The 12,970-nt window shown below is 71.7% G+C and carries 17 protein-coding genes; 7 read left to right on the forward strand and 10 right to left on the reverse strand.

Features of this window, described 5'->3' with window-relative positions; all coding sequences use genetic code 11:
- The coding region (locus tag AB0H64_RS44460) for a hypothetical protein (protein ID WP_357637874.1) at positions 1-508 on the reverse strand (508 nt) is incomplete at its 3' end.
- A gap of 176 nt (positions 509-684) precedes the next feature.
- On the opposite strand from AB0H64_RS44460, the gene AB0H64_RS44465 reads away from it, so the two are divergent.
- Both AB0H64_RS44465 and argG read left to right on the forward strand, forming a co-directional pair.
- Positions 685-1,263 carry a thioredoxin domain-containing protein gene (locus tag AB0H64_RS44465; RefSeq protein ID WP_357637877.1) on the forward strand — a complete coding sequence of 193 codons (579 nt, stop codon included), beginning with the start codon at positions 685-687 and terminating at the stop codon, positions 1,261-1,263.
- A 54-nt stretch (positions 1,264-1,317) separates the two neighbouring features.
- Positions 1,318-2,766, forward strand: coding sequence for an argininosuccinate synthase (gene argG / locus AB0H64_RS44470; RefSeq protein ID WP_357637879.1), 1,449 nt, complete (start codon positions 1,318-1,320; stop codon positions 2,764-2,766).
- An 11-nt stretch (positions 2,767-2,777) separates the two neighbouring features.
- Here the strand turns inward: argG and AB0H64_RS44475 are convergent, their stop codons facing one another.
- Genes AB0H64_RS44475 through AB0H64_RS44485 form a run of 3 tightly spaced genes read right to left on the reverse strand, consistent with a single transcriptional unit; the run spans position 2,778 to position 4,389 of the window.
- Entirely contained in the window at positions 2,778-3,362 is a 585-nt protein-coding gene (locus tag AB0H64_RS44475; protein WP_357637881.1) for a class I SAM-dependent methyltransferase, read from the reverse strand.
- A gap of 23 nt (positions 3,363-3,385) precedes the next feature.
- Positions 3,386-3,799, reverse strand: a complete 414-nt coding sequence (locus tag AB0H64_RS44480) for a tautomerase family protein (protein ID WP_357637883.1) — start codon at positions 3,797-3,799, stop codon at positions 3,386-3,388.
- A gap of 23 nt (positions 3,800-3,822) precedes the next feature.
- A complete protein-coding gene (locus tag AB0H64_RS44485) occupies positions 3,823-4,389 on the reverse strand; it encodes a TetR/AcrR family transcriptional regulator (protein ID WP_357637886.1) in 567 nt (188 codons plus the stop codon).
- Positions 4,390-4,496: 107 nt separating this feature from the next.
- On the opposite strand from AB0H64_RS44485, the gene AB0H64_RS44490 reads away from it, so the two are divergent.
- Positions 4,497-5,483, forward strand: coding sequence for an aldo/keto reductase (locus AB0H64_RS44490; protein WP_357637889.1), 987 nt, complete (start codon positions 4,497-4,499; stop codon positions 5,481-5,483).
- Here the strand turns inward: AB0H64_RS44490 and AB0H64_RS44495 are convergent.
- From AB0H64_RS44495 to AB0H64_RS44510, 4 genes are read right to left on the reverse strand one after another with little or no spacing between them, the layout of a single operon-like run.
- The gene (locus AB0H64_RS44495) at positions 5,473-5,625 is read right to left on the reverse strand and encodes a hypothetical protein (protein WP_357637891.1); all 153 of its coding nucleotides are present in this window, start codon (positions 5,623-5,625) and stop codon (positions 5,473-5,475) included. The two genes, AB0H64_RS44490 and AB0H64_RS44495, sit on opposite strands and share 11 nt — an antisense overlap.
- 30 nt (positions 5,626-5,655) lie before the next feature.
- Positions 5,656-5,922 (reverse strand): hypothetical protein, encoded by a 267-nt coding sequence (locus AB0H64_RS44500; protein WP_357637894.1) that lies wholly within the window; start codon positions 5,920-5,922, stop codon positions 5,656-5,658.
- Between the two features lie 9 nt (positions 5,923-5,931).
- Positions 5,932-6,354, reverse strand: a complete 423-nt coding sequence (locus AB0H64_RS44505) for a cupin domain-containing protein (protein WP_357637896.1) — start codon at positions 6,352-6,354, stop codon at positions 5,932-5,934.
- Positions 6,355-6,410: 56 nt separating this feature from the next.
- Positions 6,411-7,166 carry an SDR family oxidoreductase gene (locus AB0H64_RS44510; RefSeq protein ID WP_357637899.1) on the reverse strand — a complete coding sequence of 252 codons (756 nt, stop codon included), beginning with the start codon at positions 7,164-7,166 and terminating at the stop codon, positions 6,411-6,413.
- 193 nt (positions 7,167-7,359) lie between these two features.
- Between AB0H64_RS44510 and AB0H64_RS44515 the strand changes: the two genes are divergently transcribed.
- Positions 7,360-8,547: a low temperature requirement protein A gene (locus AB0H64_RS44515; protein ID WP_357637901.1), complete on the forward strand. Its 1,188-nt coding sequence runs from the start codon at positions 7,360-7,362 to the stop codon at positions 8,545-8,547.
- Between the two features lie 62 nt (positions 8,548-8,609).
- Here the strand turns inward: AB0H64_RS44515 and AB0H64_RS44520 are convergent, their stop codons facing one another.
- A complete protein-coding gene (locus tag AB0H64_RS44520) occupies positions 8,610-9,557 on the reverse strand; it encodes a YafY family protein (protein ID WP_357637904.1) in 948 nt (315 codons plus the stop codon).
- 85 nt (positions 9,558-9,642) lie between these two features.
- On the opposite strand from AB0H64_RS44520, the gene AB0H64_RS44525 reads away from it, so the two are divergent.
- The gene (locus AB0H64_RS44525) at positions 9,643-10,341 is read left to right on the forward strand and encodes an alpha/beta fold hydrolase (protein WP_357637906.1); all 699 of its coding nucleotides are present in this window, start codon (positions 9,643-9,645) and stop codon (positions 10,339-10,341) included.
- Positions 10,338-11,405, forward strand: a complete 1,068-nt coding sequence (locus AB0H64_RS44530; protein ID WP_357637909.1) for an epoxide hydrolase family protein — start codon at positions 10,338-10,340, stop codon at positions 11,403-11,405. The genes AB0H64_RS44525 and AB0H64_RS44530 overlap by 4 nt, the downstream gene beginning before the upstream one ends.
- 158 nt (positions 11,406-11,563) lie before the next feature.
- Here AB0H64_RS44530 and AB0H64_RS44535 read toward each other — a convergent pair whose 3' ends face one another.
- The gene (locus tag AB0H64_RS44535; protein WP_357637911.1) at positions 11,564-12,100 is read right to left on the reverse strand and encodes a CGNR zinc finger domain-containing protein; all 537 of its coding nucleotides are present in this window, start codon (positions 12,098-12,100) and stop codon (positions 11,564-11,566) included.
- Between the two features lie 95 nt (positions 12,101-12,195).
- Here AB0H64_RS44535 and AB0H64_RS44540 point away from each other — a divergent pair, with 95 nt between their 5' ends.
- On the forward strand, positions 12,196-12,876 hold the full coding sequence (locus tag AB0H64_RS44540; protein WP_357637914.1) for a GNAT family N-acetyltransferase: 681 nt from the start codon (positions 12,196-12,198) through the stop codon (positions 12,874-12,876).
- The last annotated feature ends 94 nt before the right edge of the window (positions 12,877-12,970 follow it).

Consider the following 12,970-nt stretch of genomic DNA (forward strand, 5'->3'; position numbering starts at 1 on the left):
CGTCGGCCGCCCCGGCTGCCGGGGGGCGGCCGGGCCGCGTCGCGCCGCATCGCCAGGCGAAGACGTAGAAGGACGTCAGGACGGCGCGTTTCCTGGCCACCGTCGTGCCCGCCAGGGACCTGCCCGGCCCGGCCTCGCCGCCGGGCAGACGGCCGTCGAGCGCCGCGTCGCAGTAACGGTCCACCTGCGGCCCGGTGACGGCGAGCAGGTCGGCGTCCGGCTCGGCGACGCGCAGCCAACGCAGGAACGAGGCCATCACCCGCAGGCGGACGCGGCGCGTGCCGGGGGAGGACCCGGCCTCCAGCCAGCCCGCCACGGTACGCCGGTCGGACGGGTCCAGCGCGTCCAGCAGATCGACGTCGGCATGGCTCACCTCACCGCCGTCACCGGGCCGGCGGCGCGGCCGTAATCCGGCGATCTGCCCGATGCTGGGAACCCCGGCCACGGGGTCGGTCGTCGTCCGGAGCTCTTCACGATCGCGGCGGCCCAGGTCGGGGAGACCAGTCATGATGTTGATCTTCTCATGGGGCGGCGACCGCCGTGGTCCGGCGCCCGGCTTCTTCCGGCACGCCGTAAGAAGCCGCTCGTCGCTGCCTTTTTGGCCGTTCTTGGCGGAGTCCTCGAGAGAGGGGGGTACGAAGGCTGCACCTCAACGTTCCAGAAAGAGGCCGGAAAGAGGAGCACATGAGCACACCACCGCACGCGACCAGGGCGCCCAACCATGTGCCGGCCGGGGTCTCCGAGAGCGGGGACGGGGTCGTCGTCGGCGACGGCCCGGTCAGGGTGGACGCCTACATCGACTTCCAGTGCCCGTTCTGCCGGATGTTCGAGCAGGCGTCGGGGCCGGTCCTCGGCGACCTGGTGGCCGACGACGCGATCAGGCTGGTCTACCACCCGATGGGGTTCCTGGACGGGTTGTCCACCAACCGCTACTCCTCCCGCGCGTCCGCCTCCTCCGGCTGCGCCTCCGACGGCGGCAGGTTCGTGCCGTACGCCGCCGCGCTCTTCGCCCACCAGCCTCCCGAGGGAGGCCCGGGGCTCACCGACGACGAGCTGATCGAGCTCGGCGGCACGGTGGGGCTCGACGCCGGGTCGTTCGGCGCGTGCGTGCGCTCGGGCGCCTACCTCGACTGGACCGCGTACGTGACGGCCGGGGCCGCCCGGCGCGGGGTGAGCGGAACGCCGACGGTCCTGGTGGAGGGCGTCGCCGTGCCGGCCAATCCCCGCACGATCACCGTCGCGGTGGCGGCCGCCATCCGGTGAGCCGGCGAGCGCTGCTTTGCATGGCCATGCATTGGTGTGTATATACTTCTGCTCGTGTCCAAGGTACTCACCTCCCTGCCTGTCGGTGAACGTGTCGGCATCGCCTTCTCCGGCGGCCTCGACACGTCGGTAGCGGTCGCGTGGATGCGCGAGAACGGTGCAGTGCCCTGCACCTACACCGCTGACATCGGCCAGTACGACGAGCCCGACATCGCCTCGGTGCCGGGCCGCGCCACGGCCTACGGGGCCGAGATCGCCCGGCTGGTCGACTGCCGCGCGGCCCTCGTCGAAGAGGGGCTCGCGGCGCTGGCCTGCGGGGCCTTCCACATCCGCTCCGGCGGCCGCACCTACTTCAACACCACCCCGCTCGGGCGGGCCGTCACCGGCACCCTGCTGGTGCGAGCGATGCTCGAGGACGACGTGTTGATCTGGGGCGACGGCTCCACCTTCAAGGGCAACGACATCGAGCGGTTCTACCGTTACGGCCTGCTCGCCAACCCCTCCCTGCGGATCTACAAGCCGTGGCTGGACGCCGACTTCGTCAGCGAGCTGGGCGGCCGCAAGGAGATGTCCGAGTGGCTGCTCGCCCGCGCCCTGCCGTACCGGGACAGCACGGAGAAGGCCTACTCCACCGACGCCAACATCTGGGGCGCGACCCACGAGGCCAAGGCGCTCGAGCACCTCGACGCGGGCATCGAGATCGTCGAGCCGATCATGGGCGTGCGGTTCTGGGACCCCGAGGTCGAGATCGCCGCCGAGGACGTGACGATCGGCTTCGAGCAGGGCCGGCCGGTCACGATCAACGGCAAGGAGTTCTCCTCCGCCGTCGACCTGGTGCTGGAGGCCAACGCCATCGGCGGCCGGCACGGCATGGGTATGTCCGACCAGATCGAGAACCGGATCATCGAGGCCAAGAGCCGCGGCATCTACGAGGCGCCGGGCATGGCCCTGCTGCACGCGGCGTACGAGCGGCTGGTCAACGCGATCCACAACGAGGACACCCTCGCCACCTACCACATCGAGGGCCGGCGGCTGGGCCGGCTGATGTACGAGGGCCGCTGGCTGGACCCGCAGGCGCTGATGGTGCGCGAGTCGCTGCAGCGCTGGGTCGGCACGGCGATCACCGGCGAGGTGACGCTGCGGCTGCGCCGCGGCGAGGACTACTCCGTCCTGGACACCTCCGGCCCGGCGTTCAGCTACCACCCGGACAAGCTGTCCATGGAGCGGACCGAGGACTCCGCCTTCGGGCCGGTCGACCGCATCGGCCAGCTCACCATGCGCAACCTCGACATCGCCGACTCGCGCGCCAAGCTGGAGCAGTACGCCCGGCTCGGCATGGTCGGCAGCCCGCAGACGACGCTGATCGGCACCCCGCCGGCGGCCACGACCGGGCTGATCGGCGCGATGTCCGAGGGCGGGGCCGAGGCGATCGCCTCCCGCGGGGAGGTCCCCGAGGACGACGAGCTGCTCGACCACGCCGCGATGGAGTCCGGGACGGACTGACCCGCACCCGGTCAGCGTCGGAGCGCGACCAGCTCGCCCTTGCCGACGTTGATCGTGGTGACGGTCATGTGCGGCTGCCGCAGGAGGAGGTCGTGCAGCGGGGCGATCTCCTCGGGGTGGGACAGGGCGTTGTCGGCGACGAGCACGCCGCCCTGGCGCAGCACCCGGTAGGGGTGCGGCCACCAGGAGGCGTACTCGGTGCGTTCGGCGTCGAGGAAGAGCAGGTCCACCGCGCCGTCCGGCATGCGGGCGAGCGCGGTGCCGCCGTCCTCGACGCGGAAGTCGACATGCTCGGCCAGCCCCGCGTCGCTCACCGCGCGGCGGGCGTGCCCCTGGGCGTCGGCGTCGGTGTCGAGGCTGAGGACGTGCCCGCCGGTCGCTCGGGCGGCGTCGGCCAGCCACAGCGTCGACACGCCGCGCGAGGTGCCGACCTCCACGATGATCCTGGCCCCGGAGCTCTGGGCCAGGAACCACAGGAACTCCCCGGCGTCGGGCTCCAGCACCCGCCACCGCTCCAGCCGGTCCTGCCGGGTGGCGTCGTGCCGGGCGGCGGCCTCGTTCAGCTCCGCGATGGTCTTTCGCAGCGTGACATCCATGGGCAGGATTCTGCCCCGCCCCCCTAGGAGATGCCGTCGCCGCGGAGATCGGCCCGCGCGTACTGGGCCACGCCGTCGCCGAACGACCAGTCGATCAACTCGTTCTCGGTGATCTTGACCAGGACGTTCCGCGGCTCGGTGCCCGCGTACTCCTCGGCCAGCTCGGCGATCCTGCGGTAGAGGGCGTGCTTCTGGCCGGCGGTGCGGCCGGATCGCATGGTGACGTCGACGAACACGAGGTCGTCATCCCGGTGGATGCCGAGGTAGTCGGCGCCGTAGCGGATCAGGCTCCGCGTGCCGTCGTGGCCGGTCAGCACCTGGAACAGGTCGTCCGCAGGGATGCCGAGGGCCTCGACCAGGGCGTCGTGCACGGCCCGGCCCAGGTTCTCCAGTCGCTTGTCGTCGGCACGGATCGCGTCAATGCGTACAAAGGGCATGTTCGTCCTCTCCAGTGGTGCGGTCAGTGGCGGGCGTGCCCGGCGAGCAGGCCGAGCGCGCCGTCGACGGCCTGCGCGTACACCTCGGCGTCGCCCGCGGCGCGGGCCACGACGTAGCCGCCCTGCAGCACCGCGACGAGCGCGGTGGCGGTGCTCGCAGGGTCGAGCGCGGGGTCCAGCTCGCCCGTGGACCGTCCTTCTCCGAGGACTCCGGCCAGACGGGCGCGCAGCCAGGCGAACGTCTCCTCGACCGGGCGGCGCAGCGCGGGATCGGCCATCACGTCCGGGTCCTGGGTGAGGCGGCCGACCGGGCAGCCCCGCAGGGCCTCGCGCTCCCGGCGCAGGTAGGCGCTGATCCGCTCCAGCGGGGTCCCCGGGCCGTCGAGCACCGTCTCGGCCCGGGTGCGCAGCTCCTCGGCGCTGCGGCCGATCGCGGCCAGCGCAAGGGCGGGCTTGTCGCGGAAGTGGTGGTACATGCTGCCCTGCCCCGCTCCGGACCGCTGCTGGATGGCCTTGGGGGAGGTGCCCACGTAGCCGCGCTCCCACAGCAGCTCACGGGTGCTCTCGATGAGCCGTTCTCTCGTGTCCACGACCGCTATCGTACATACTAGTAGGTACAGAAGCGAATTTGCCTTAGAGCGCGCTCCAACGCCTAGCGTCATGGGCACACGGTTCCGAGAGTCCAGGAGGCAGCAGCATGATCGACGTCCCCACCCGGCACCTGGGTGAACTGGCGGTCCCCGCGCAGGGCCTGGGATGCATGGGCATGAGTCACGGCTACGGCGCCGCGGACGACGCGCAGTCGATCGCGACACTCCGCCACGCCCTCGACCTCGGGGTGACCTTCCTGGACACCTCCGACTTCTACGGCGCCGGGCACAACGAGGAGCTGATCGGACGGGCCATCGCGGGGCGCCGCGACGAGGTGGTGCTGGCCACGAAGTTCGGCTTCGCCAACCGCCTGGGCGAGCCCACCCGGATCCGCGGCGACGCCGCCTACGTGCGGCAGGCGTGCGAGGCGTCGCTGCGCCGGCTCGGGGTCGACCACATCGACCTCTACTACCAGCACCGGGTCGACCCGGAGGTGCCGATCGAGGAGACCGTCGGCGCCATGGCCGAGCTGGTGGCGGCCGGGAAGGTCCGCCACCTCGGGCTGTCCGAGGCCGGCGCGAGCACCATCCGGCGGGCGCACGCGGTGCACTCGATCGCCGCGCTGCAGAGCGAGTGGTCGCTGTGGACCCGCGACCTGGAGGCGGAGATCGCCCCGGTCTGCCGCGAGCTCGGCATCGGCCTGGTGCCGTTCTCGCCGCTCGGGCGCGGCTTCCTGACCGGCCGGTACAACTCGGTCGAGGAGCTGGCGGAGGGCGACGTGCGGCGCAGCCAGCCGCGGTTCGCCGACGGCAACCTCGAACGCAACCTGGCGATCGTCGCGAAGCTGAACGAGCTGGCCGCGGCGAAGGGAGTCACCGCCGGCCAGCTCGCCCTGGCGTGGGTGCAGCACCGGGGCGACGACGTGGTGCCGATCCCCGGCACCCGGCGGCAGCGGTACCTGGAGGAGAACCTCGCGGCCCTGGACATCGAGCTGTCGGCCGGGGACCTCGCCGCCATCGAGGCCGCCGCCCCGCCCGAGCAGGTCGCGGGCACCCGCTACGACGCGACGAGCCTCACCTTCGTCAACGGCTGAGCCCGCACCCCGCACCTGACAGCCGGTACGCGTCGACCAGGCCCTCGGCCATCAGCGCGCGCAAGACCTCACGGCCCGGCCAGAGCCGGGAGAACAGCTGCCAGGTCGTCCGCCCCAGCAGCATGACCCCGTCGTCCAGCACTCGGGGGCGAGGTAGGCGCCCGCGCGCTGGTCACGGGTGGTGCCAGCCGTGCAGTTTGTCGGGGTTCAGCACGATCCACACGGCGACGACCTCGGCACCGGCGACGCTCACGCTGACCGCCCCCACCGCCCGGCCGTCCCGGCGCAGCACCAGACCCGTCCGGCCGTTCACGGACTCGACGGCCACGACGGGGGAGCCGTCTTCGCCGGTGTGCGGCCGCGCCTGGTCGAGGCCGCCCGGCTCACCGGAGTGGTCCGCCGCCGGTCCGGTGTCGCCATGACCGTCACTCCTGCCCATCGTCGCGGGTCAGGACGGGCGAGGGGCGCGGCGCTCCCGGCGCTGCGCGAGCTCTTCGTCGTCGACCAGGGTGAGCATCGGCTTGCCGGGCTCGCACAGCATCGTGACGACGAAACGGAGCGGGACGTCGTCGCGGTTGTTGCCGTCCTGGTAGTGGATGACGTCGCCACCCGGCTCCCAGAACGCCTCGCCGGTGTGTACGACCCTCTCCGGCTGGCCTTCGATCTCCAGCAGCATCTCGCCCTGCTCCACGTAGCCGAACGCCGGGCCGTAGTGCCGGTGCGGCGGCGTGCCGGGGTCGCCGGGCGGGAACTCGACGACCACGGTCATCGCGTGCGCTCCCTCCGGGATGAACGGCGGCTCGGCCTCCTGCAGCACGGTGAGCGCCGTCTGCCACGCGGTCGATCGGGACGTGGACTCGGTGCCGGACATGGTGTACCTCCTTGACGAATCTGACGCGAGGAATCTGACGCGAGCAATCTGACGCGTCAGCCGGCGGCCGGGGTCCGGCGCAGCCAGTCGGTGTAGGTGATGTCGCCGAGAACGGCGCCGTCGCCGGGCACCAAGGCCCGCTCGGTCAGCTCGGCTCCGAAGTAGCGCGCGTGCGGGTCGGTGACCACCTCCCGCGGGTCGCCCAGGGCGGCCAGGGCGTCGCGGAAGAACGCGTCCATCCGGAACCGCTGCGGCCCGGCGATCTCGACGCTCCCGTTCAACGGCGTCCCCAGCGCGATCCCGCCGACCTGCCGGGCGACGTCGTCGCCCGCGATGGGCTGGAAGAGCACCGGCGCGATCCGCACCGTGTCACCGTCGGCGGCCGTGTCGGCGATTCTCCGGATGAACTCGAAGAACTGCGTCGCGTGCACGAGCGAGAACGGGATCGACGACTTCTCGATCAGCCGTTCCTGAGCGATCTTCGCCCGGAAGTAGCCGATCTCGGGGTGCTGCTCGGTTCCCACGACTGACAGCGCGACGTGATGCCCGACGCCCGCCGCCGCCTCGGCGGCGAGCAGGTTGCCCGTGGAGGTCTCGAAGAACTCCATCACCGCGCGGTCCTCGAAGGACGGGGAGTTGGACACGTCGATCACCACGGAGGCTCCGGTCAGTGCCTCGGCCAGTCCTTCGCCGGTGAGGGTGTTGACGCCGGTGCCGGGCGCCGCGGCCACCGCCTCGTGGCCGTGCTCGCCGAGCCTGGTCACGAGCTTCGACCCGATCAGGCCTGTGCCGCCGATCACCACGATCTTCATGAGATGTCTTCCTGTACGCCGGGGCCTCGATTGCCGCCTTGTCACCAGCTAAGACCAGACATCACTCCGGCTTGTGACAGCTTCGATGAAAGCTCTTATAAAGTCGCTGATCGCGGCACCGAGGTGTCACAGACCGGAACGCTGCGCTGTCTTGCGGCTGAACGGACTCCCATGGACCGACAGGAGCAGGACCGTGCCACCAGCGATCCGGGTGCGGATGAACGCACGGGCGATCGACGAGCCCCACCGCGCCTCGAGCCCGCTGGAGCTGCTGTTCGACCTCACCTTCGTGGTGGCTGTCGCCGCCGTCACCGCCCAGCTCGCCCACGACGTCGCCGACGGTCACGGCCTGGCCCGGCTCGTGCCGTTCCTGCAGGTGTTCTTCGCGATCTGGTGGGCGTGGATGAACTTCACCTGGTTCGCCTCGTCGTACGACACCGACGACGTCCCCTACCGGCTGCTGACCATGGTGCAGATGGGCGGCGTGCTCGTCCTGGCCGCCGGGGTGCCGGCCGCGGCCGACCACTCCGACTTCCGCGCCGTCACGATCGGCTACCTGATCATGAGGATCGCGCTGGTCGCCCAGTGGGTGCGGGCCGGCGTCGAGGACGCTGCCGGTCGCCGTACCGCGCTGCGGTACGCCGTGGGGATCACCGTCGTGCAGGCGGGCTGGGTACTGCGCCTCGTCCTGGCCGAGACGGGTGCGCTGCCGTCGCCGGCCGCGCTGCCGTTCTTCGCCGCGCTGGCCGTCCTGGAGCTCGCGGTGCCGCGCTGGGCGGAGCGGACCAGACCGACCACCTGGCATCCGCACCACATCGCCGAGCGCTACGGCCTGTTCACGATCATCCTGCTCGGCGAGAGCGTCCTCGCCGCGACGCGGGGTGTCGAAGGGGCGCTCGAAGCGGCCCGTACGAGCACCCCGCTCGTCGTCATGGCCGTGTCCGGGCTCGTCCTGCTGTTCGCGCTCTGGTGGCTGTACTTCCTCACCCCGGCGGGCGAGGGTCTCGGCGACCGCCGCCATCGGTCCTACCTGTGGGGGTACGGCCACTACGGGATCTTCGCGGCCCTGGCCGCCCTCGGCGCCGGGCTCGAGGTCGCGGCCGAGCAGACGGGGCACGACGTCACGGCGTCCCCCGTCGCGATCTGCTACGCCGTCGCGATCCCGGCCGCGGTGTTCCTCGTCCTGCTGGGGGTGGTCCACGCTCCCATCGCGGCCAGGCCCGTGCCCCGTCCCGCCGTGGCCCTGGGCTGCGCCGTCGTCATCCTGCTCCTGCCGCTGGCGGCGTCGCGGGCGGGAGTGTCCGCCGTGGTCGCGGCGATCGCGGCCGCCTGCGTCGTGCTGACCGTCCTCAGCGTCGGCGCGGGCCGCGGCGGCGAGTAGGAGGACAGCGGGTCCGGCCGAGATACGGGTAGAACCGGTGCAGCGCTGAGAGGCGCCGACGGCTATGGCGCGGGATGGGAGCGGGCGACGGCCAGGGTGAGCGCGGTGACGTGCTCGGCGAGCGCCGTGACCAGCGCGGGCGGATTGCGGACGGTGAAGGGCCAGGGCAGGCCGGTGAGGATGCGCGCCATGGCGGGCAGGTTCTCCGCGCCGCTGACCAGGAGCACGCCGCCGTCGGGGCAGGCGTGCAGGTTGCCGAAGGTGGCCGACAGATGGTCGCGGGCGGTCTGCAGGTCGGTGTCGAGCCATACCTCGGTGCGGTGGGTCCAGGCGCCGAGCGTCAACGTGTGCAGCACGTGGGTGACGGGGTCGAAACCCCCGAGCGGGGTGAATCGGCCGGGCAGTTCGGCGGCGTCGCTGATCCTGTCCAGGCGGTACATGCGGATGGCGGCGCGGAGATGGTCGTGTCCGACCAGGTACCAGCGGCGTGCGTGCACGACGAGCCCGTACGGGTCCACCTCGCGTGCGCCGCGGGTGTGCTCGATCCGGACGGTGTGCCGGGCGTGAACGGCCGCGGCCAGCGTCAGCGCCAGGTGCGGTTCGGGGGTCAGCGGGCCTGCCGTCGCCGAGGTGGCGGCGATCAACGCGGTGACGCGCCGGCGCAGCGGCGCGGGCAGGACGCGGTTGAGCTTGACCAGCGCCCGGTCGGTCGGGCCGGGCTCTCCCACCTGTTCGTGCTGCTTTCCGGTGGCCAGCGCGACCGCCACGGCGACAGCTTCGTCGTCGGTGAGCATCAGGGGCGGCAGGCGTACGCCGCGGGCCAGCCGGTAGCCGCCGTAGCGTCCGCGGACGGACTCGACGGGGATGTCCATGTCGCGCAGGGCGGTGATGTAGCGGCGGACGGCGCGGGCGTCGACGTCCAGGCGCCGGGCCAGCTCGTCGGCGGGCACCAGGCCGCGCTCTTGCAGGATCTCCAGCAGTGCCAGGACGCGGGTCGCGGGACGGGACACGGTCGCGATCCTAATGAGGGCAGAAAGCGTCCACAATCCTCCCTAGCCTTGCGCCGGTAAGAGATCGATCGAAAGGAGTCGGCCCGTGTCGACCATCGTTCTTGTCGGCGGTTCGTTTCTCGGGGCCTGGGCCTGGGAGCGCGTCACGCCGCTGCTGACCGCCTACGGCCACCAGGTGCATCCGCTGACGCTCACCGGTTTCGGCGACCGCGCGCATCTGGGCTCGCCGGACACGACGCTCACCACACATGCCCGCGACATCACGGCCGCGATCGAGTACGCCGGGCTGCGCGAGGTGGTGCTCGTGGCGCACTCCTACGGCGGAGCCCCGGCCACGATCGCCGCCACCACGATTCCCGAACGGATCTCCCACGTGGTCTACCTCGCCGCGCTCCTGCCCGAGGCCGGCAAGAGCCTGTTCGACAGCACACCCGCGCCCGTCGTCGAAGCGATCATGGAAACCGTCCGGGACGGGCGGATCCCGGTGATGAGCGACGAGGTCATCGACGCCAACTTCGGCGAGCACGGGCTCACCCCCGAGGACCGGGCCTGGCTGCGGGCACGCGGCGCCGGCCAGCCGATCGGCACCTACCAAGATCCGGCACCGGCCGACCTCGGCGCGGCGCGGAGGCTGCGGCGCACCTACATCGCCTGCGCGGCCGACCCGGGCGGACCGCCGCGCCTGCCGGGCCTCGACGTCATCACGCTGGACGCCGGGCACTGGCCGATGATCACCAAGCCGACGGAGCTGGCCAGGGTGCTGGACGAGGTGGCCCGGTCATGATGCGGCCGTACCGGGTGCAGATTCCGCAAGAGACCCTGGACGACCTGGCCGCCCGACTGGCCGCGACCCGCTTCACCCGCCCGCTGCCCGGCCGCGGCCTCGGCGTGCCCGCCAACCGCGTCCGGCACCTGGTCGAGTACTGGCGCGACGGCTATGACTGGCGCGCCTGGGAGCGGCGGATCAACGCCCATCCGCAGTTCCTGACCGAGATCGGCGGGCTTGACGTGCACTTCCTGCACATCCGTTCGACCCGGCCGGACGCCCTGCCGCTCATTCTCACCCATGGCTGGCCCATGTCGGTCGTGGAGTTCCTGCCGCTGATCGACCGGCTGAGCGACGCCTTCCACCTCATCATCCCCTCAGTGCCCGGTTTCGGGTTTTCCGGCGTACCGCGTGAGCCGGGCTGGAATCACCACCGCGTCGCCGCAGCGTGGGCGGAGCTGATGCGCCGGCTCGGTCACGAGCGTTACGGCGCGCACGGCAACGACGTCGGCTCTTCGATCTCCATCGAGCTCGGACGCCTGGATCCGCACCGCGTCGTCGGGGTGCACGTCACCCAGATCTTCTCCCTGCCCTCCGCCGATCCGGCGGAGCGCGCCCTGCTGGGACCGGACGACCGGGCGAAACTGGCCGCCCTGGAACGCTTCATGGCCGGCCGGAGCGCCTACCTCGCCCTCCAGTCCACCCAGCCGCAGACCCTGGCGCACGCGCTCGCCGACTCCCCGGCCGGCCAGCTGGCCTGGAACCTGCAGCTGTTCGGCGACACGGTGAGCGACGACTACATCCTCACCAACGCCGCCATCCACTGGCTGACCGACACCGCCGGCAGTTCGGCCCTGATCGGCTATCACGGCAACAGGCCGCCTGCCGGACCGTCATCGATCCCGCTGGGCCTTGCCTGCTTTGCCGACGACTTCTTCCCCTCCATCCGCCCGCTCGCCGAACGCGACCACAGCGCCATCGTGCATTGGAACACCTACGACAAAGGCGGACACCATCCCGCGCAGGAGCAACCCCAACTCCTCGCCGACGACCTCCGCACGTTCTTCACCCTCCGCCGATGACGTCGCCCGCCGATGGGGGAGGACGCCTTCACATTGATCACGGTTGACCGCTGACCGCATGCCCGCCTGCGGAAACTGGCGTCAAGATCGACTCATGGCCGGTTTCGCCGGTATCTCGGCTGGCCCCGGACAGGCGGTCGTCATGCCGGTCGCCCGGGTCAGGGCGTACGGCCCGCCCTTCTGGCCCGGTAGGCGCTGGCTTTGGCGCGGTTCTGGCAGGACAGATCGCAGAAGCGGCGTGAAGCGTTGCGGGTGGTGTCGAAGAACACCAGCGAGCACGTGCCGGCCCGGCAGGCGCCGAGCCGGGCCGACTGACCGACGCCGATGACCATGGCCAGTGCCGTGCCCATGTCCGCGGCCCACGCGTCGACGAGCGTCGCGTCGGCCGGGTGGAAGGCGAGCACGGGCGGCTGATCGGGGTGGCCGTGCAGGTTGGGCACGGCCCGGTGCCGGGCCAGGAGGTCGTTGAGCCGCGCGGCGACGCCGTGGATGTGGTCGTCCGCGCCGAACACCGGGCGCAGCTCGGCGGCGACCTCCGCCAGCCCGTCGGCGTCGGCGCCGGTGAGCGTGCCGGACGCGGCCAGCCGGGCGGTGATCGCGGCGAGCCGTTCCTCGCCCGATCCCGGCGGGGAGACGACCCGGCCGTGCGCCGTGGTGACGGCCAGACAGTTCACCAGGAGGGCCGCACGCTCCACCCACCTGCCGACATAACTGTCTATTAGGTGTTGACCAGTGATGCGCCAGGGATCTATCGTCACCGTCATATCCTATATAGACAGTGAGGATTTTGATGACGTCCAGATCGCTCGCAGGGCACATGTGGCATCAGATCGAGCCGGTGCACGCGACGCTCTCCTTCAGCCCTCAGGCGTTCGAGGAGACTTCGATGATCGCCGAGTACGTGCCCGCCGTCTGGGCCGTCGCGACACCGCGGCAGGTGAACTTCGAACGCCTCACCGGCCACGACGCGCTCGCCCGTGCCGGCCACCTGGTGGAGATCTACCGGTCCGCGTTCGGCGAGCCGCCCTGGTGCGAGGACGAGCGCGCCGCCGACGCCTTCGCCGAGCGGCTGACCACGGACGTACGCCGCCCGGGGTTCACGGCGGTGCTGGCGTACGACCACGGCGAGCCCGCGGGTTTCGGGACGGCATGGCGCACCCGGAGCCCCTTCCCCGTGGGCCGCGCCTACGACCTCGTCCGCGCCGAGCTCGGCGACGCGGTGGAGACCCGCCTGGTAGGAGCGCTGGAGGTGGACGAGCTGGCGGTGAGCCCGCACGCGCGCCGGCAGGGCCTCGCCGGGCGAATCCTCGACCTGCTGTGCGACGGCGACGACGCCTGCTGGCTGCTCACCGCCCCGCAGGCGGAAGACGCGATCAGGCTCTACGAGCGGCTCGGCTGGCGGCGCCTGACCGCCGCCGGGGCGAACGTCGTGGTGTTCTCGCATCGGAAAGCGGCGGGGTCAGCGCGTTGAGGCCGCGTTGCGGCGGTACCAGTCGAGGGTCGTGGCGACGCCCTCGGCGTGCGGGGTGAGCTTGACCGGGCCGAACGCCTTGCGGAAGGCCGAG

This window comes from Nonomuraea sp. NPDC050733, from assembly GCF_040654215.1.
Taxonomy (GTDB): domain Bacteria; phylum Actinomycetota; class Actinomycetes; order Streptosporangiales; family Streptosporangiaceae; genus Nonomuraea.